Source organism: Polaromonas sp. SP1, assembly GCF_003711205.1.
Taxonomy (GTDB): domain Bacteria; phylum Pseudomonadota; class Gammaproteobacteria; order Burkholderiales; family Burkholderiaceae_C; genus Polaromonas.
Genome location: NZ_CP031013.1, coordinates 4,067,340 through 4,086,223, shown reverse-complemented (window position 1 = coordinate 4,086,223; position 18,884 = coordinate 4,067,340). Strand labels below are relative to the sequence as shown.

Sequence of the window (18,884 nt, the reverse complement as noted above, 5' to 3'; positions counted from 1 at the left end):
CGTCTCTATCATGGCCGGATGACTTCCAGCACCACCCCATCCGCAGCAACGCTTCGCACACTCTTTGACACCCAGCACCGCGCCAGCCGCGCGCAGATCGATGTGCCCTTGGCGCTGCGCCGCGACCGCCTGCTGCGCATTCGCGCCTTGCTGGACGCGCACGGCAGCGCGCTGGCCGAAGCGGTCAACGCCGACTTCGGCGTGCGCTCCGCCCAGCTCACCGAGATCGCCGACATCTTTGTGCTGCGCTCGCTGCTGTCGAACACGCTGAAGCATCTGCCCAAGTGGATGAAGCCGCAGAAGGTCAGCACGCCGCTCTACCTGCAACCGTCACGCGCCTGGCTGCAGCGCCAGCCGCTGGGCGTGGTCGGTGTTGTCTCGCCGTGGAACTACCCGGTGCAACTCTCGCTCGGCCCCGTCATCACCGCCCTGGCCGCAGGCAACCGCGTCATGCTCAAGCCCAGCGAGCTCACGCCGCAGACCTCGGCGCTGCTCGCCAGCCTGATCGCACAATCCTTCGCGCCCGAAGAGTTGTGCGTGGTGCAGGGCGACGGCCAGCTCGCCGCTGAATTTGCCGGCCTGCCGTTTGACCACCTGTTTTTCACCGGCTCCACCGCCGTGGGCCGCAAGGTCGCCGAGGCCGCCGCCGCCAACCTGACGCCGACCACGCTGGAGCTGGGCGGCAAGTCGCCCTGCATCATCGATGTCTCGTGCGACATCGACCAAGCCGCCATCAAGATCGCGCACGGCAAGCTGCTCAACGCCGGCCAGACCTGCATCGCGCCCGACTACGTGCTGCTGCCCAAAGGCCGCGAGACGGCGTTCGGCGAAGCCTTTGCCCGCGCCGTGGCCACACTCTTCCCCAGCATCGCCGGCAACCCCGACTACGCCGCCATCATCAGCCCGCGCCACCTGGAGCGCCTGCAGGCGCTGCTGGCGCAGGCCGAAGGCGAGGGCGCACGCTTGCAGACGATCAACCCCGGCGCTGCGGGTACAAGCCCGGCATCGCGCCAGATGGCGCCGGTGCTGGTGTTCGACACTCCCGCCCACTCGAAGCTGCTCAGCGAAGAAATCTTCGGCCCCATCCTGCCGGTGATGCCCTATGACTCGCTCGAAGACGCCATCAGCTACATCAACGCCCGGCCACGCCCGCTGGCCCTCTACTGGTTCGGCACCGACACCGGCTCACGCGATCACGTGCTCGCCAACACGGTGAGCGGCGGTGTCACCGTCAACGACACGCTGATGCACATCGCCCACGAGAACCTGCCTTTCGGCGGCGTCGGTGAAAGCGGCTGGGGTTCGTACCACGGTGAAGCCGGCTTCCTGCGCCTGTCACAGCAAAAGCCAGTGATGGTGCAGTCGAAGTGGGCGCGCGGTGATCTGTTTTACCCGCCGTATGGCAAGCGGTTTGCGCAGGTGATGGGTTTGCTCAAGCGGCTGGTCTAGCCCGCGCTGCTGCAAGGCACGCTACCGCCTCGCCCCAAACACCTGCGCCCAATAAATCCCGGCGCTGCTTTGCTGGCTCACGACAAACGCGACGCCCATTTCGCTGTAGGCGGGCGACATGATGTTGGCGCAGTGGCCGGGGCTTTTGATCCAGCCTTGCACGGCGGCGTCGGCGGTCGTTTGGCCGGCGGCGATGTTTTCGCCGATGTTGCGCCAGGGGTAGCCGGCTTCGGTGGCGCGGCCGTCGACGTTGCTGCCGTCGCGGCCGGTGTGGCTGAAGTAGCTGTAGCGCGCCATCTCGGCGGCATGCCCGCTGGCCACGCTTTGCAGGGTGTCGTTAAGCCTTAATGGCGGCGCGGGGGCAAAAGCCTGGTTGCCGCAGCGCTGCGGCCTTGCGCGTGCTTCATTGACCAGCGCCAGCACACGTGCCTCCACCTTGTTGGTATCGGCTGCGTCGGGTGGCGAGAAGCGCGCGGCCAGCAGCACCCAGGTTTGGGTGCCGCGCTGGTGAAAGCCGGCGTCCTGCAGCTCGCCGTGCATGGCCGGGCTGCATGAGCTGCCCAGCGTGCTGCGCGTCAATGCTGCGGCCCCGCTGGCACCCTTCACCGTGATCTGCGTAACGCGCACTGCACGGTAGCCTGCCGACTTGAGTGCGTCGTCCAGCTTGCTGCCGGCCGCCATGCGCGCGGCAGCGCGCGAGAGGGCGGCGTTTTCACGCAGCGGGGTGGCCGGGCGTGCGCCTTTGCTGCAGCCTTGCTGGCGCAGGGTATTCAGCGCGCGCAGCAGTGCCGGGTGGTCTTCGGCGGGTTGTGCGTGTGCCGGGCCGGCCGTGATCAAGCCAGCGGCAAGCACCGAGCAGCCGACGGTATGCCAGCACAGGCCTGGCCGTGTCGTGGGTGTTGCTGGGGTATGCATCAGCCCATGATAGCCAGCCGGAGTATTTAGCCAGTGGGGGCCGAGGGTCCGGCTTTGCCGGCCCCAGGCGCCGCCCCCTTGGGGGGAACGGGCTACACGAAGTGAGCCAGGACGGGGGTAGGCCTATTTGCCTTGAAAATGACTGGGCGACTGGCCCATGGCGGTTTTGAACATGGCGGAGAACGCGCTGTCGCTGGCGTAACCGCTGGCCGCAGCGACGGCGCTGACCGGCTGGCCGCGCGTGAGCAGGGGCAGGGCGTGCGCCAGGATGGCTTGCTGGCGCCACTGCTGGTAGCTCAGGCCCAGCTCGTCGCGAAAAAGCCGGGCCACCGTGCGCTCGCTGGCGCCTGTGCCGGCGGCCCATTCGGCCAGCGTGGCGCGCTCGGCGGGTGAGCGCAGCACCGCCTCGCACAGCGCGCGCAACCGCTTGTCGCCGGTTTGCGGATGCGGCATGGGCACGCCCAGCGCCTGGGTGTCGGCATGCGCGAGTTCGTCCAGGATGAGGCCGCTGAGCAACTGTTCGCGTGCGGCGGTGAGCGGGCGGTCAAGTGCTGAAGTGTCCAGTGCATGGATCGATTCGCGCAGCAGCGGGGAGACCACCAGCACGCGGCAGCCGCTCCAGCCCGGCGGCGTGGCGCTGGCGTCGATGTACAGCGTGCGGAACTCGGCGGCCTCCAGCACGGTGACATGGTGGCGCGCGCCGGGGGCGATCCAGACGGCGCGCGAGGGCGGCACGATGTAGCTGACTTCGCCGCCGGCCTCATTGCTGTCCATGGCGCCTTCAGCCGTGACTTGCAGCACGCCGGTGGCGCAATAGGCCAGTTGCGCCCAGGCGTGGGCGTGCGGCTCGAAGTGCGTATCGGCCAGCAGGGAGCGGGAGCGCACGCACACCGGCCGCTTGGGGCTGGGCGTGAAGTTGCCGGTGTCGCCGACCGGTATCAGCTGAAGGCCGGCGTTGAGGCTGCGCACCTTGGAGCGCACGGCGCGGGGCGATGGTTTGAGGGGTTTTTGCGGTTTGTCCGAAATTCGATGAATCATGGCTTTTTGTCGCATTTCAGCAGGCAAGGCCAATACTACGATAGCGGCATGAATACTTCAAGCACCCTGAATTCGCCTGCGGCGAACGCCATTTCGCTCAAGCAGGACGCCAGCGTGATCGGCCTGGTCGGCACGGCTCACATGATCAGCCACTTCAGCCAGCTGCTGCTGGCGCCGCTCTTTCCCTGGCTCAAGGAAGCGTTCAACGTGAGCTACGCCGAGCTGGGTTTCCTCATGACGATCTTCTTTGTCGTCTCGTGCGCGGTGCAGGCGCTGTCGGGCTTTGTGGTCGACCGGTTCGGTCCGCGCCCCATCCTGTTTGGCGGCCTGAGTTTGCTGGGCATCGCCGCTTTCGGCTATTCCATCAGCACCAGCTATTGGATGCTTGCAGCCTTTGCGGTGGTCGCCGGCATCGGCAACGGCGTTTTCCACCCGGTCGACTACACGCTGATCAACCGCAAGGTAAGCGCGCCGCGCCTGGGCCATGCCTACAGCGTGCACGGCATCACCGGCAGCCTGGGCTGGGCGCTGGCGCCGGCCATGCTGGTGCCGCTGACGTTTGCGTTCTCATGGCGCGTGGCGCTGGCCTCTGCGGGCGTGCTGGCGTTTGCTGTGCTGGCGGTGCTGGTGTTCAACCGCGACAAGCTGACGCTGACCATCACGCCCCCGCTGAAGGGTGCGCCGGCCGCCGACAGCTCCTTGGGTTTCCTCCGGATTCCGGCCGTCTGGATGTGTTTTACCTTCTTCTTCCTCTACGCCATCGTGCTCAGCGTGGTGCAGGCCTTTGCGCCTGAGGCCGCGCGCCACCTGCATGAGGTGCCGCTGGCACTGGTGGCCATGTGCCTGACGATCTATATGGTGTGCGCCGCCGGCGGCATGGTGATGGGCGGCTTCCTGGCCGCAGACCCCACGCGCTGCGAACGCATTGTGGGCATCGGGTTTGGCGTGGCTGCCGTTGCGGCCGTGCTGCTGGCGGTGGGCAGCTTTGCCGCCTGGATGGTGCCGGTGCTGTTCGGCATCATGGGATTCGCCTCGGGCATCGCCGGGCCGTCGCGCGACCTGCTGGTCAAGCGCTCGACGCCTGAAAACGCATCAGGCCGCGTCTACGGCGTGGTGTATGCGGGCCTGGACATCGGCCAGGCGGTGTCGCCGCTGGTTTTCGGCGCGATGATGGACCACGGCCAGTACCGCGGCGTGCTGCTGGGGCTGGCCTTCATGCAATGTGTGCTGATCGCCAGCGCCTTTAACGTGCGCAAGGTGCGCCGCACGGTGCTGCCGGCCGCCGGCCAGCTGCCTACAGCCGTCTAGGACGGGACGGGTTGCGGCGAAACAGCAACGGTTGTGCGCCGCAGCAACGGTTTTGGGGCAAGCCTGCGTGAGACCGCCCCGCCGGGGGCTTGCAAAGGTGCATTTTTAGGGGCGCAGTCCTATACTGATTCGCATGGCCTCCACCTCGTATGTGATGAACTCTTACAGCCACGCCGCGCGTGCGGTCGCAGCCCTGCGCGCTGCCGGCTTGCTGGGCGCGGCGCTGCTGCTGGGCTCCGCGCAGGCGCAGGTCGCCCCGATTAATTACCAGGTGACGGGCGACGTCGGCGGCGCGTTTTACGGCACGCAAAGCGTGATCCGCAGCAAGGGCAGCGAAACACGGCTGTTGCCTTACGGCTTTTTCGACTACGGCCGCTTTGCCGCGCGGGTCGACACCCTGAGCCTGAAAACCGTCAAGTTTGGTTACGGCTACCTCGAATTTGCGGGCCGCATCAGCCAGGACGGCTGGCGCGCCGACACGGCGGCGCTGTCGGGCCTGAAAGACCGCAAGACACCGATCCCGCTGGGCATTGGCACCTTCCAGGAAACGCCTTACGGCGGCCTCTTCCTGAACGCCTTTGTCGACGCCAACAAGTCGCACGGCACCTTGCTGGAGGCGACTTACGCCGCCGAGTTCAAGGTCGGCAGCTGGTCCTTCTTTCCGCAGGTGGGGCTTGAATACACCAGCGGCAAATACAACAACTACCTGTACGGCGTCACTGCCGCAGAGTCGGCCGCCAGCGGCTTTGCCGCGTACAACGCCGGCGGCTCCACCGCGCCGATGCTGGGCCTGGGTGTGGACGTACCGCTGGGCGAGCCCTGGGTGCTGACCATGCAGGTGCGCCGCAAGTGGCTGGACTCCTCGGTGCGCAACAGCCCGCTGGTCGGCCGCAGAACGCAGGACTTCGGCTTTATCGCGGTGTCGTACCGCTTCAGGTAGCGCTGCCGGCCTTGCCAGTTGGGGCCCTCATAAAAATCCTGGAGATTGCAATGACCCTGAACCGGATCGGACAGCTGCTGGCCCTGGTGGCGGCGCTGGTGTCGGCACCTTCTGCCTGGGCGGACGAGGCTTTGTGGGCGCTGCTCAAGGGCGGCGGCCAGGTGGTGATGGTGCGCCATGCGCTGACCACGCCCGGTGTGGGTGACCCGCCCGGCATGAAGCTGGCCGACTGCGGCACGCAGCGCAACCTGAGTGATGAAGGCCGCACGCACGCGCGGCAACTGGGTGAGGCCTTCCGCCAACGCGGCGTTGCTGTCGGCCGCCTGCTGTCCAGCCCGTGGTGCCGGTCGATTGAGACTGCGAAGCTGGCTTTTGGAAAGACGCCGGATCTGACGCCGGCGCTGGGCAATCTCTTCGGCCGCAGCGAGGAGTCGGCCCGGCAGCTGGCCGACCTTAGACCCCTGGCGGGCCAGATCCCTGCGAACGGGAATACGGTGATGGTCTCGCACGGCTCGACCATTTTGGCCTTGACCGGCATTTCACCGGACACCGCCGAGATGGTGGTGCTCACGCCGCAGGGCGATGGCCGCTTCAAGGTGGCGGGGCGGATGACCGCCCATAAACCCTGAGCGCGCCGTGTTGGCTTACACCGCCGTGCGATGCCGTGCCATGCAGGTGTCCAGCACCTCGCCGCCATCGCGCTGCCACCAGTTGGCGGACGAAAAAATCTCCACCTCGCTGTAGCCCGCAAAGCCCTGGGCCTCCATCCACCTGCGGATCTTCGGGATGTCGATGACGCCGTCGCCCATCATGCCGCGGTCGTTCAAGAGGTCGGCCGTCGGCGTGAGCCAGTCGCACACGTGAAAGGCCAGCAGCCGGTTTTTACCGGCGCGTGCAATTTGCGCCTCAAGCTTCGGGTCCCACCAGACGTGGTACACGTCTACCGCCACGCCGAGCGCGCCGCTTTTGCCGGGGTCGAGTTCATCGCATACGTCGAGCGCATGCTCCAGGGTGTTGATGCAGGCGCGGTCTGCTGCGTACATGGGATGCAGGGGCTCGATCGCCAGCGGCATGCCGGCGGTTCGCGCATGTTCGAGCAAGGCGGCGATGCCGTCATGCACCTGGCTGCGTGAGAGTGCAATGTCTTTGTGCACCGCCTTGCCAGCCAGCGCACCGGGCAGGCCGCCCACCACCAGCACCAGGCAGGCGGCGTTCAGTTCGCGGGCTTCATCGACGGCGCGGCGGTTGTCGTCATGGGCGGCTTTCAGGCCGGCCGCATCCGCTGCGGGAAACATGCCGCCGCGGCAGTAGCCGGAGAGCTCAAGCCCGTGGGTTTTGACGAGCTTGGAAATCACCGGCAGGCCGGCGGCAGCCACCTGGTCGCGCCAGGGCGAGATGGCGCGTATGCCGCGGGCTGCGCAGGCTTCGATGATGGCGGTCAGCGATTGCTCGGTGCCGCGTTGCTTGCGCACGGTGGCCGTGTTGATGGAGAGCCAGCGGTGGTCTTGGGAAAAGTCTCTCATCGGATGAGCGCCGTCATTCAACGCCGTGCATTGCGAGCAGGGTCTTCATGCGGCGCACCGCCAGCTCGGGTTGCTCCAGCAGGTTGGCTGCATCAGCCAGGCGAAACAGCTCGGCCAGGTGCTGCAGCGAGCGCGTGCTTTGCTGCCCGCCCACCATGGTGAAGTGGCTTTGGTGGCCATTGAGCCAGGCCATGAAGACCACGCCGGTTTTGTAAAAGCGTGTGGGCGCGGCAAAAATGTGGCGCGACAGCGGCACCGTGGGGCCGAGGATGGCGTGGAATTTGTCGATGTTGCCGGCAGCCAGCTCGCCCAGCGCGGCGCTGGCCGCCGGTGCGATGGCGTCGAAGATGCCCAGCAGCGCATCGCTTTGCTGCCGGTTGGCCGCGTTGCCCACGCCGTCGCCGGCAATCAGCTCGGCGTAGTTGAAGTCGTCGCCGGTGTACATGCGCACACCCGGCGGCAAGCGGCGGCGCATCGCGATTTCCTTGTCCTTGTCGAGCAGCGAAATCTTGATGCCGTCGACCTTGGCTGCATGCGCGTGGATGATGCCCAGCGCCGTGTCCATGGCGCGGTCGCTATTGGGGCTGCCCCAGTAGCCGGCCAGCGCCGGGTCAAACATGTCGCCCAGCCAGTGCAGCACCACGGGCTGGCGGGCCTGGCGCAGGATGCGGTCGTACACACGTTCGTAGTCGGCCGGGCTTGTGGCCACGCGGGCCAGCGCGCGTGAGGCCATGACGATGAGCTTGCCGCCCAGTTTTTCGATGGCGGCCATTTGTTCTTCGTAGCCGCGTATGACGTCGTCGACGGTCTTGACCTCCTCGAGCACCAGGTGGTCGGTGCCGCAGCCGGAGGCGACGAGCGCGCCCGGCATCTCTTTGGCGGCATCGAGCGAGCGGCGGATCAGCTCCAGCGAGGTCGGCCAGTCCAGGCCCATGCCGCGCTGGGCGGTGTCCATGGCTTCGGCCACGCCCAGGCCCAGCGACCACAGGTGGCGCCGGTAGTTGATGGTGGCGTCCCAGTCGACCGCGCAGTGAAGCCATGGGTCCACGGCCGCCAGCGGGTCAGCGACCACATGCGCGGCGGAATAGGCGATGCGGTTGAACGGCCGGCGTGCAGCGGCTTTGGCCGGCGCGCTGCCGCGCAAGGCATAGGGCTGCAAACCGCCGCCGGCCTGGGGCAAGGTGAGTGTCAGCGTCATGGTAAATCCGCTTTATCGCTTTATTGGTTTGTCGGTTTATAAGTAAAAAAGGCCTCTAGCCCATACCCTGTTTTGGGTTGTTGCTATCAAACCTGTAGCGGAGGAACGTCAACCCAGCGCCGCTCTTTCCAGCTTTGCAGGGCCGCCTCGACCAGCTGCACGCCCTTGGCGCCTTCGGGCAGGGTCCAGCGGTAGGGTTCGTTCTCGACCACGTGGCGGATGAAGTGCTCCCACTGGATCTTGAAGCCGTTGTCATAGACCTGCGAGTCCGGCACCTCTTGCCACTGCTCGAAGAAATTCATCATCTGCTTCTCGTCGGGGTTCCACACCGGGCGCGGTGTGGTCACGCGCGACTGCGCGCGGCAGCTGGAAAGGCCCGCCACGGCCGAGCCGTGGGTGCCGTCGACATGAAAGGTGACCAGGTCGTCGCGGCGCACGCGCGTGGCCCAGGACATGTTCATCTGGGCGATGACCGGCTCGCCGTTGTGGCCGATGAGTTGGGCCGTCGCATAGGCTGCATCGTCGGCGGTGGCCTTGTAGGGTTTGCCGGCTTCATCCCAGCGTTCGGGGATGTGGGTGGCGCCCAGGCAGGAGACAGATTTCACTTCGCCGAACAGGTTGTCCAGCACGTAGCGCCAGTGGCACATCATGTCCAGGATCATCCCGCCGCCGTCTTCGCTGCGGTAGTTCCAGCTCGGGCGCTGGATGGGCTGCAGGTCGCCTTCGAACACCCAGTAACCGAACTCCAGCCGCACCGACAGCATGCGGCCGAAGAAGCCGGCGCGGCGCAGCATGTCGAGCTTGCGCAAGCCGGGCAGGAAGAGCTTGTCTTGCACCGCGCCGTGTTTCAGGCCGGATCTTTCAGCCAGCCGGGCAATTTCAACCGCCTCGTTGAGGTTGGTGGCAATCGGCTTTTCGCAGTAGACATGTTTGCCGGCGCGTATCGCCTTGGCCAGCAGGGTGGGGCGCATCTGCGTGGTGCCGGCGTCGAAGAAGACGGTGTCGCTTTTGTTGGCCAGCGCTTTGTCCAGGTCGGTGCCCCATCGCGCGACGCCGTGGGCCTTGGCGAGCGCCTCCATCTTCTCGGCGTTGCGGCCGATGAGGATGGGGTCGGGCATGACGCGGTTGCCGTTGGACAGCAGCACGCCGCCCTGCGCGCGTATCGCGAGGATGGAGCGGATCAGGTGCTGGTTCATGCCCATGCGGCCGGTGACGCCGTGCATGATGATGCCCAGGGTTTGTGTGCTCATGGTGGGGTCCTTGGTAGGTCGGTTCAGTAAACGGAACGCATCGCGTCCCACGAAATGTTGCCGCCGGCCTGGCCGGTGGCAAAGCCCGGGCAGTCGAGCGAGCCCAACGCGATCTGCCCGCCCTTGATGCGCAGGCGCACCGCGTCGGCGCTGTATTCATACAGGGTGTCGTGCGCCAGCAGCAGGTTTTGCTGCTCGGTTTCAGGCGCGGCCATCAAGCCGTTGACATAGTGGTGGCCGTTGCGCTCCACATGCGCCAGGCCCAGCCAGCTCACCAGCGCCAGGTCTTGCTGCACGCCCAGGCCGGCCTGCATGGTGAGGTCTTCACCCGAGAGGAAGTAGGGCGCGCCCGGCGCTTTGGTGTTCCATTCGGCGCAGCGTGCGGCGTTGATGACGGACTTGTAAAAACCCTTGCAGCTTTTGCTGGAGACGCCGGTGTAGCCCAGCGGCCTGGCCTTGATGAAGGCGTCCAGCGTGGCGTCCGACTCATCGACCAGCAGCGGAATCTGCCTGGCAAGCTTGGACACGTCTTGCGCCAGCGCCTGGTCGCGGTGCAGGGGTTGCTCGACAAAAGCAATTTTTTCAACCAGCGGCACCAGTTGCGGGTCGGACGTCAGTTGCGCGAAGAAGTCGGCAAAAGCGCCGGCGCTGGCGTACTGCTCGTTGCCGTCCAGCGTGATGACGCGCGCCACGTCTTCAATGACCTGGCTGATGGCCATGAGGCGCGTCATGTCGGCGTTGGTGTCGCCGCTCAGCTTGATCTTGAAGTCGCGGTGGCCGTAGCGGGCAATGACCGCCACCAGCGAGGCCGGCAGGCCGTCGTTGGGCTCGCCGGCCGGCCGGTCTGCCGGGTGGATCGCATCGGCCAGGCCGACCGTATGCCGCGCCGAAATCTGCTTGCGCGGCATTTGCAGCGACATGAAGCGCGCGATGTCGAAACCCTTGAGGTCGTCTGCCAGGCCGCTGCCGCGCAAAGCAATGCCCGCCACGTTGGCGCTCATCCCGGTGGCGAAACTGCAGTTGAGTTTGAGCAGCAGGGCGTCGAGGATGGCGCGGTCCAGCAGGGCGGGGCCGTAGCTGGCCGCCAGCGGGTTGAGGCCCGCGGCTGCGCCGCTTTGGAGCAGCGGCTTGTAGTGCTGCGCAAAATGCTGCCAGGCAGTTTTGTGGCCGGCGTCGGCGCAGTAGGCGGCGCGGGCGGCCGTCAGCGCGTCGCGCAGTTGCCTGAAGTTGTCTTCATTCGTGAGCGCCGGGTTTTTGTCAAACCACTTGGGAATCATCATCTCGGCCGCGACGCCGAGTGAGGTCGCGCCGTCGGCAAAGCGGATACGCGCCTGCACATACACCTGCGGGCAGGAGGTGACGGTGGCCGCGCCGAAGCGGAAGGGCAGGCGCAGCACCACATCGCGCTCGGAAAAGCGGATCTCGTCAATCCGGAAGCGGAGGGGTTCGTCCATGGTGTCCGTTTGATACGCTCAGTGGTCCAGCGTGCCCTGCGAGTAAAAATGCGCGCGTATCTGCCTGGCGTACACCGCAAATTCGGGCGAGCCCATCATGTCCAGCGTGCGTGGGCGCGGCAGGTCGATGTCATAGATGGCCGCAATCGAGCCGGGCCGCTCGCTCATCACGATCACGCGGTCCGACAGGAACACGGCCTCGGGAATGCTGTGGGTGATCAGCAGCACGGTTTTTTGTGAGGCCGACCAGATCCGCTGCAGCTCCAGGTTCATCTTCTCGCGCGTCATCGCGTCCAGCGCGCCGAAGGGCTCGTCCATCAGCAGCACCGAGGGGTCGTGCAGCAGGGCACGGCAGATCGATGCGCGCTGCTGCATGCCGCCCGACAGTTGCCACGGGTACTTGTTCTCAAAACCCTTGAGGCCGGCCATCTCGATCAGCTGCATCGCCTTGGTCAGCGCCTGCTCTTTGGGCATGTGGCGCATCTCGGCCTGCAGCAGGATGTTTTTCAGCACCGTGCGCCAGGCCAGCAGCACCGCGCTCTGGAACACGATGCCGACGTCCTTCTGCGGCCCGTTGATGGGCTTGCCCGCCAGCGTGAGCGTGCCGCCGGAGATGGGCAGCAGCCCGGCCACCATTTTCAGCAGCGTGCTTTTGCCGCAGCCCGAAGGGCCGACCACCGAGATGAATTCACCCTCGCGGATGGAGAAATCCAGCGGCTTGAGTGACTCGACAGGGCCGTCCTTGGTCTGGTAGGTCTTGGAGACGCCGCGGGCTTCAATCAGGTGGTCGTTGGGCATGGATGCGGTATGCCTTCTTCAGTTTGCAGGAAGGAAGTCGAGGCTCACGTAGTCCTCTGGTTTTCCGCGTGTCGAGGCGTCCATGCCGCCGTATTGCACCAGCAGGTCCAGCGAGTCGCTGACGTTTTTCATCGTGACGCGGAAGGGCCGCTGGTTGGCGGTTTCCCTGGTGTGGTACAGCGCCACGCTTTGTTTCATGCCGACGATCAGCGTGTCGCGCACACCGGCCTTGGGGTTGGCTTTCAGCATGGCGTCCACGGCCGCTTCAGGGCTTTTCTCAGCGGCTTCAGCAGCACGGGTGGAGGCGCGCATAAAGCGTTTGACCAGGTCGGGGTTCTCGGTCAGCAGGTTTTTGTTGGCGATGATGCCGGAGCTGATCTGGTTGATGCCCGAGTCGGCAAACCGGATCGGGTAGACCTGCTTGCCGGTGGCGTCCTGCAGCTTGATGGCCTGGTCCATCACGTAGCCGAGCAGCAAATCGGCCTGGCCGTTCATCACGGCGTTGAGTTTGGTCTGGCCGTCGCCCGAGACGATCTTGACCTGGTCGGCCTGGATGTTGTTGACCTTCAGGAACAGCGGCCACATCTGTGACATCGAATCGCCGGGCGTGGTGGCGACCGTCTTGCCGATGATGTCTTTGGGCGTCTTGATGTTTTTGTCGGCAAAACCCATGACCGACATCGGGCTCAGCTGGAAGAGCACGCCGGTCGATTTGAGTGGCGCGCCCTTGGCGGCGGCCTTGATCATGGTGGTGACGTCGATATAGCCGAAGGTGGCCGACTTGGCCACCACCGCCTGCGCCGTCACCGCCGAGCCGCGGCCTTCCTGGATGTCCAGGTCTATGCCTTCTTCGGCATAGAAGCCGCGCTCCTTGCCGAGGAAGAAGGGCGCGTGCTCGCTGTAGAGGTACCAGTTGAGCATCAGCGTGACTTTTTCGGGCGCCTTGGTCTGGGCCTGGGCGGGCGCCATGGCCAGCATCAATGCGCCGGCGAGGGCGGTGATGGCGGTGAGTAGAGGGGAAATGCGGTTCTTCATGATGTGTCTCCTGGGGTTGCCGGTGATGGAACGTGAAACGACGAAGGAAGGACGGGAACTCAGAACACCTGGCGCTGCGAGGCATGCCATGGAATCGTCAGGCGCTCGGCCAGGTCGATGGCCGCAAACAGCAGCACGCCGATGGACGACAGCACGACCAGCGCGGCGAACATCAGCGGCAAATCAAAATTGCCATTGGCCACCTGCAGCACATAGCCGATGCCGGAGTTGGAGCCGACGAATTCACCGACGACTGCGCCGACCACCGCCAGCGTGATCGACACCTTCAGGCCGCTGAAGATGGCGGGCAGGGCCTGCGGCAGGCTGATCTTGAAGAAGGTTTGCAGGCGGCTGGCGCCCATGGAGCGCGCCAGGTCCAGCATGTCGGGCTCGACCGACTTGAAGCCCATGACGGTAGACACCACGACGGGGAAAAAGCCCAGCAGGAAGGCCGAGATGATCTTGGGAAAGATGCCGAAGCCGAACCACACGACAAAGAGCGGCGCAATCGCGACCTTGGGAATGCTTTGTGAAAACACCAGCAGCGGGTAGACGTAAGACTCGACCAGGCGGGAGTAGGCAATCACCATGGCCAGTGGAATGCCGATGACGATGGTCAGCGCAAAGCCCCCCAGCGTGGCCTGGGTGGTCTTCCAGCTTTGCTTGAGCAGGTTGTTCCATTCGCCAATCAACTGCCGCACGACTTCCTCGGGGCGCGGGATCAGGTAAGCGGGGATCTTGAAGACGCGGATGGCGAGGTCCCACAGCACCAGCAGCAGGATGATCAGCAGGAAGGGCCTGAGCGCCGGTAACAGCAGCAACTTGCGCAGCATCGGGAAGTCTCCTTGTCGCCCATGCGGCGCTGTGCCGGGGTTTGGCACGTCCGTATGTAACTATATGGTGAATTGTTGGGGCTGTGGCGAGGGCTGTCAACGGCCCCTAGGGAAATCCCGGAGGTGTGCCTGCGAGGGCGCTGCGCTCAGCGCATCACATAGCCGAGCACCATGTCCGTCATGTGCGACAGGCGTTGCGCCATGGCCTTGGGCGCGCGCAGGTCGCGCCCGAAGATGGTGGAAAGCGTCTGGTTGTTGGAGAGGTAAAAGTAGCAGATCGACGCAATCGAGATGTAGAGCTGGATCGGGTCTATGCCCGCGCGAAACAGCTCCTTGCGGCGCCCGTGCTCCAGCACCGTATCGAGCATCTGCACCAGCGGGGAGTTCATTTCCTGGATGCGCGCGGACTTTTTCAGGTGCGCCGCATTGTGCTGGTTTTCACTGTTGAGCAGCGAGATGAACTCGGGGTGCTCAAGGTAGTAATGCCAGGTGAAGGACACCAGCTCGCGGATGGCTTCGACCGGGTCCATCTCGTCCAGGTGCAGCTTCTGCTCGGCCGCGCGGATGTCGGCGTAGGTGTTCTCCAGAACCGCCAGGAAGAGGTCGTCCTTGCTCTTGAAGTAGTAGTAGATCAGGCGCTTGTTGATGTCGGCGCGCTCGGCGATGCGGTCCACCCGCGCGCCTGCGAGGCCATAGAGCGCAAACTCGTCGCGTGCGGCCAGCAGGATGGTTTGTTGCGAGCGGTCGGCGTCGCGTGAGCGCGGTTCGGGTGTGGAGGCGGTGGCGGCTGGCATGTTGCAAATTTAACTGTTTGGTGAATTAAATCAAGTCCCCAGTCGCAGCAGGGGGCTGCGGCCTACGCGAATGAGCGCGGCCGGCACTATCGTTATACGCAGCACCGTTTCATAATGATTCAGGTCTTGGCCACTCGCGCCCGGTCCGCAACGCAAGCCAAGGAGGCCGCCATGAGCAATTCGAACACACCCAAAGACGGTGATTTCGCGCACTGGGTTGAAGAGAAATCTGAAGCGCTGAAGTTTGAACTCGGCGAGAAATTCCCGGTGCCGCCCACCGTGCTGGTTTCACCGTCGGTACATGCAGAGACCGGTCGGCAAAAGCTGGAGGAAGTGCTGCTGGAGCATGAGGAGCCGACGCAGGAGTTCCTTGATGAACTTGCCGCGCTGGAAGCAGCGCCCCCACTGAGCGACGAAGAGCTCGCCCGTCAGGCCCTGGAAGCAGGCGGCGGTGACGGCGACGCAGCGACGCCTGAATAAAGAGCCCGCCCCCGTCCAGGCTCACTGCGTGTAGCCTGTTCCCCCCTCAAGGGGGCGGCGCCTGCGGCCCGGCAAAGCCGAAAAATTGACACACCCCTATCGGGCTCACTCCGTGTAGCCCTTTTCCCCTTGCAGGGGACGGCGCCTGCGGCCCGGCATAGCCGGTTCCGCGGCACCCGCTTGGTTGATAGAGGCCCGTTCTGGCGCTGCGGCTGTGCACATCCAGCGGCACAATAGGCTCATGACTACCCCTCAACTTGCTGGCCACCTCCTAGTCGATTGCCTTCTGGCCCAGGGCGTTACCCATGCGTTTGGTGTGCCCGGTGAAAGCTATCTGGCCGTGCTCGACGGCCTGCATGCGCGCCAGGACAGGATCCAGTTCGTCACTTGCCGCCAGGAGGGCGGCGCCGCCTTTATGGCCGAGGCGCATGGCAAGCTGACGGGCCGCCCGGGCGTGTGCATGGTCACGCGCGGGCCGGGCGCCACCAACGCGTCCATCGGTGTGCACACAGCTTTCCAGGATTCCACCCCCATGGTGCTGCTGGTGGGTGACGTGGCCAGCGACTGCCGCGACCGCGAAGCTTTCCAGGAAGTGGACTACTTCAACTTCTTCGGGCCGAGCACCAAAGGTTTTGCCAAGCGTGTGGAGCGCATTGACGACGCCGACCGCATTCCCGAATACGTCGCGCGCGCCTTTGCCACCGCCCTGAACGGGCGGCCCGGCCCGGTGGTGCTGGTTTTGCCCGAAGACATGCTGACGCGCATGACCGCCGCACAGCCGCTGCCGCGTGTGGAAGCGGTACAGGCCTGGAGCGACCCGGGCTCGCTGCGCACGCTGCGCGAGATGCTGCTCAAGTCCGAGCGCCCGCTGGTGATTGCGGGCGGCGGCGGCTGGACGCCGCAGTCGGCGCAGGCGCTGCAGCGCTTTGCCGAGAACTGGAAGTTGCCGGTAGGCAATGCCTTCCGTTTCCAGGACACCTTTGACAACCACCATCCTCTGTATGCCGGTGATGTGGGCATAGGCCTCAATCCCAAGCTGGCCGCACGCGTGAAGGCCAGCGACCTGATCATCGCCATCGGCCCGCGCCTGGGCGAAATGACAACCGGTAACTACACGCTGCTCGAAGCGCCCCGGCCGAAGCAGAAGCTGGTGCACATCCATGCCAGCGCCGAGGAACTCAACCGCGTCTACCACGCCGACCTGGCCATCAACGCGACCATGAATGCGGCGGCGCGTTCGCTCGAGGTGCTGACGGCACCGGTCACCGTAGCCTGGGAGGCCTGGACGGCGTCGGCGAATGAGGACTACCTGGAAAACCTCAAACCCACGGCAACGGCCAACCTGCCGGGCGATATCGACATGCCGGCCATCGTCAGCCTGCTGCAAAAGCATTTGCCGGACGACGCGGTGCTGACCAACGGCGCAGGCAACTTCGCCAGCTGGGTGCACCGCTTCTTCCAGCACCACGGCCTCGTCAAGGGCCACAAGACGCAGCTGGCGCCGACGGTGGGCGCGATGGGCTACGGCGTGCCAGCCGGCATCGCGGCGGCCATCACGACCGGCCGGGTGGCCTTCACCATCGCGGGTGACGGTGACTTTTTGATGAACGGGCAGGAGCTGGCCACGGCCGTGCAGCATGGCGCCAAGAGCATCATCGTGCTGCTCAACAACGGCATGTACGGCACCATCCGCATGCACCAGGAAAGGGAGTACCCGAAGCACGAAAGTGGGTCACGCCTGAACAACCCGGACTTCGCCGCGCTGGCTCTTGCCTACGGCTATGCCGGCGTGCGCATCACGCGCACGGCCGAGTTTGAAGCGGAACTGCTGGCGGCGCTGGCGCGCAAGGAGGGCACGGTGATCGAAGTCACGCTGGACCCGGAAGTCATCACCACGCGCGGCACGCTGTCGGCGATCACGCAGAACGCGTTGAAACGCCCGACCTAGTGGTGCTATAAAAAAGAGAGCGGCTAGCCCATACCCTGATTGGGCTGGAGGCTGATTTTTCTTAAAAAAGCGATTGAGGGAAACAAAAAAGGCCGGGTTATCCCGGCCTTTTTGTGGCGGCAGCTTCGTGACGAAGCCGCCTGGTCTTGAAGAATTACTCCTTGATGTCCACAGCGTAGAAGTTGTGGCGGCCGAACGGGCTGTTCTTGTAGCCGATCACGCTCTTGCGGATGGGCTTGAGCTGCACCGCGTGGGCGATGGTGAACCAGGGAGCCTGTTCCTTGAAGATGACCTGGGCCTGCTGGTAGAGCTTGATGCGCTCTGCGGGGTTGGTCACGGTCTTGGCTTTCAGGACCAGGTCCTCATACGGCTGGTAGCAGAACTTGGCGATGTTGGAGCCGCTGGCGGACTGGGCCGAAGCGCAGCCGAGCAGGGTGTACATGAAGTTGTCAGGATCGCCGTTGTCGCCGGTCCAGCCCAGCATGCCCATCTGGTGTTCGCCGGCCTGCAGGCGCTTGCGGTACTCGCCCCATTCGAAGCTCTTGATTTCAGCCGTGACGCCGACCTTGACCAGGTCAGCCTGCATCAACTCGGCAATGCGCTTGGCATTCGGGTTGTACGGGCGCTGCACGGGCATGGCCCACAGGTCGGTGGTGAAGCCGTTGGGGAAACCGGCCTGGGCCAGCAATTTCTTGGCGGCTTCGGGGTTGTACTCGTCGTCCTTGATGGCGTTGTTGTACGCGGCCATGGTCGGCGGGATCGGGTTCTTGGCGGCCACGCCGGTGCTCAGGTACACGCCGTCAACAATGGCTTTCTTGTTGATGGCCATGTTGATGGCCTTGCGCACGCGCACGTCGTCAAACGGCTTCTTGGTCGTGTTGTAGGCCAGGTAGCCCACGTTCAGGCCGGCCTGCTCGACGATGGTGACGTTGGCGTCCTTGCGGATGGCGTCCAGGTCGGCGGGGTTGGGGTAAGGCATGACATGGCACTCGCCTTTTTGCAGCTTGGCCCAGCGCACCGATGCGTCAGGCGTGATCGAGTACACAAGGTCGTCGATCTTGGCCTTGCCGCCCCAGTATTGTGGGAAAGCCTTGTAGCGGATGACCGCGTCTTTCTGGTACTGCACCAGGTAGAAGGGGCCCGTGCCGACCGGGTCCTGGTCGATTTTTTCGGGCGTGCCGGCCTTGAGCATGGCGTCGGCGTATTCCTTGGACTGGACGGCCGCGTAAGGCATGGCCAGGTTGGCCAGGAACGGCGCTTCAGGCTTGTCCAGCGTGATCTTGACGGTGAGGTCGTTGACCTTTTCCACCGATTTCAGCAGCTTGGGCATGCCCATGTCGCTGAAGTAGGAGTGGTTGGGGCTGGTGACCTTGAAGAAGGCGTTGTCTTCTTTCCACTGGCGTTCAAACATGAACAGCACGTCGTCGGCGTTGAAGTCGCGCGTTGGCTTGAAGGCCTTGTTGCTGGCATGCCATTTCACGCCCTTGCGAAGCGTGAAGGTGTAGGTCAGGCCGTCGGCGGAGATGTCCCATTTTTCGGCCAGGCCGGGGACAACCTTGGTGCCGCCGTATTCGAATTCGACGAGGCGGTTGTAGACGGGTTCGTTGGCATCAAACGACGTACCCGTGGTGTTGACACCGGGGTAGAAGTTCTCGGGGCTGCCTTCAGAGCAGAACACCAGCGTCTTGGCGGAGACGGGTGAAAGTGCCAGCAGCGCTGGCAGGGCAACGGCGCACAGCAATGCGCGCTGGACCGGACGGAGCCGGCTCGCACTTGGTTTGGTCTGAATCATTTGACGATCCCTTTGGAGGTTGATGCTGCATCGCAGCGGGGCTTGCGGCCAGATTGCACAACATTTGTGACGTTGTGCGCTCTGGTCATTGAAAAACGTGGCCTGAAACCGGTGCGGAAATGCATGGTT

17 protein-coding genes are annotated in these 18,884 nt (G+C 64.7%); 6 read left to right on the top strand and 11 right to left on the bottom strand.

Going from position 1 to position 18,884, the window contains the following annotated elements:
• Positions 1-18 precede the first annotated feature (18 nt).
• Complete coding sequence (locus DT070_RS19215) at positions 19-1,449, top strand: coniferyl aldehyde dehydrogenase (protein ID WP_122956844.1); 1,431 nt, start codon at positions 19-21, stop codon at positions 1,447-1,449.
• A gap of 21 nt (positions 1,450-1,470) precedes the next feature.
• Here DT070_RS19215 and DT070_RS19210 read toward each other — a convergent pair whose 3' ends face one another.
• Positions 1,471-2,364: a CAP domain-containing protein gene (locus DT070_RS19210; protein WP_122956843.1), complete on the bottom strand. Its 894-nt coding sequence runs from the start codon at positions 2,362-2,364 to the stop codon at positions 1,471-1,473.
• 123 nt (positions 2,365-2,487) lie between these two features.
• On the bottom strand, positions 2,488-3,402 hold the full coding sequence (locus tag DT070_RS19205; RefSeq protein ID WP_122956842.1) for a helix-turn-helix domain-containing protein: 915 nt from the start codon (positions 3,400-3,402) through the stop codon (positions 2,488-2,490).
• A 48-nt stretch (positions 3,403-3,450) separates the two neighbouring features.
• Between DT070_RS19205 and DT070_RS19200 the strand changes: the two genes are divergently transcribed.
• From DT070_RS19200 to DT070_RS19190, 3 genes are all read left to right on the top strand, one after another.
• Positions 3,451-4,710 carry an MFS transporter gene (locus DT070_RS19200; RefSeq protein ID WP_122956841.1) on the top strand — a complete coding sequence of 420 codons (1,260 nt, stop codon included), beginning with the start codon at positions 3,451-3,453 and terminating at the stop codon, positions 4,708-4,710.
• Positions 4,711-4,843: 133 nt separating this feature from the next.
• Positions 4,844-5,650: a MipA/OmpV family protein gene (locus tag DT070_RS19195; RefSeq protein WP_228778446.1), complete on the top strand. Its 807-nt coding sequence runs from the start codon at positions 4,844-4,846 to the stop codon at positions 5,648-5,650.
• A 50-nt stretch (positions 5,651-5,700) separates the two neighbouring features.
• On the top strand, positions 5,701-6,279 hold the full coding sequence (locus DT070_RS19190; protein ID WP_122956840.1) for a histidine phosphatase family protein: 579 nt from the start codon (positions 5,701-5,703) through the stop codon (positions 6,277-6,279).
• 15 nt (positions 6,280-6,294) lie between these two features.
• On the opposite strand, the gene DT070_RS19185 is transcribed toward DT070_RS19190, so the two are convergent.
• From DT070_RS19185 to DT070_RS19150, 8 genes are all read right to left on the bottom strand, one after another.
• Positions 6,295-7,173, bottom strand: a complete 879-nt coding sequence (locus DT070_RS19185) for a sugar phosphate isomerase/epimerase (RefSeq protein WP_122956839.1) — start codon at positions 7,171-7,173, stop codon at positions 6,295-6,297.
• Between the two features lie 13 nt (positions 7,174-7,186).
• Positions 7,187-8,371, bottom strand: a complete 1,185-nt coding sequence (locus DT070_RS19180) for a dihydrodipicolinate synthase family protein (RefSeq protein WP_122956838.1) — start codon at positions 8,369-8,371, stop codon at positions 7,187-7,189.
• A gap of 86 nt (positions 8,372-8,457) precedes the next feature.
• Positions 8,458-9,621, bottom strand: coding sequence for a Gfo/Idh/MocA family protein (locus DT070_RS19175; protein WP_122956837.1), 1,164 nt, complete (start codon positions 9,619-9,621; stop codon positions 8,458-8,460).
• Positions 9,622-9,644: 23 nt separating this feature from the next.
• On the bottom strand, positions 9,645-11,075 hold the full coding sequence (locus DT070_RS19170) for an enolase C-terminal domain-like protein (RefSeq protein WP_122956836.1): 1,431 nt from the start codon (positions 11,073-11,075) through the stop codon (positions 9,645-9,647).
• A gap of 18 nt (positions 11,076-11,093) precedes the next feature.
• Positions 11,094-11,873 carry an ABC transporter ATP-binding protein gene (locus DT070_RS19165; RefSeq protein ID WP_122956835.1) on the bottom strand — a complete coding sequence of 260 codons (780 nt, stop codon included), beginning with the start codon at positions 11,871-11,873 and terminating at the stop codon, positions 11,094-11,096.
• An 18-nt stretch (positions 11,874-11,891) separates the two neighbouring features.
• Entirely contained in the window at positions 11,892-12,851 is a 960-nt protein-coding gene (locus DT070_RS19160; protein WP_369973958.1) for an ABC transporter substrate-binding protein, read from the bottom strand.
• Positions 12,852-12,967: 116 nt separating this feature from the next.
• Positions 12,968-13,741: an ABC transporter permease gene (locus tag DT070_RS19155; RefSeq protein ID WP_122956833.1), complete on the bottom strand. Its 774-nt coding sequence runs from the start codon at positions 13,739-13,741 to the stop codon at positions 12,968-12,970.
• Between the two features lie 146 nt (positions 13,742-13,887).
• A complete protein-coding gene (locus DT070_RS19150) occupies positions 13,888-14,535 on the bottom strand; it encodes a TetR family transcriptional regulator (protein ID WP_122956832.1) in 648 nt (215 codons plus the stop codon).
• 171 nt (positions 14,536-14,706) lie between these two features.
• Between DT070_RS19150 and DT070_RS19145 the strand changes: the two genes are divergently transcribed.
• Both DT070_RS19145 and DT070_RS19140 read left to right on the top strand, forming a co-directional pair.
• Complete coding sequence (locus DT070_RS19145; protein ID WP_122956831.1) at positions 14,707-15,015, top strand: hypothetical protein; 309 nt, start codon at positions 14,707-14,709, stop codon at positions 15,013-15,015.
• Between the two features lie 241 nt (positions 15,016-15,256).
• Positions 15,257-16,963, top strand: a complete 1,707-nt coding sequence (locus tag DT070_RS19140) for a thiamine pyrophosphate-binding protein (RefSeq protein WP_122956830.1) — start codon at positions 15,257-15,259, stop codon at positions 16,961-16,963.
• Between the two features lie 154 nt (positions 16,964-17,117).
• Here DT070_RS19140 and DT070_RS19135 read toward each other — a convergent pair whose 3' ends face one another.
• Entirely contained in the window at positions 17,118-18,755 is a 1,638-nt protein-coding gene (locus DT070_RS19135; RefSeq protein WP_122956829.1) for an ABC transporter substrate-binding protein, read from the bottom strand.
• Positions 18,756-18,884 lie beyond the last annotated feature (129 nt).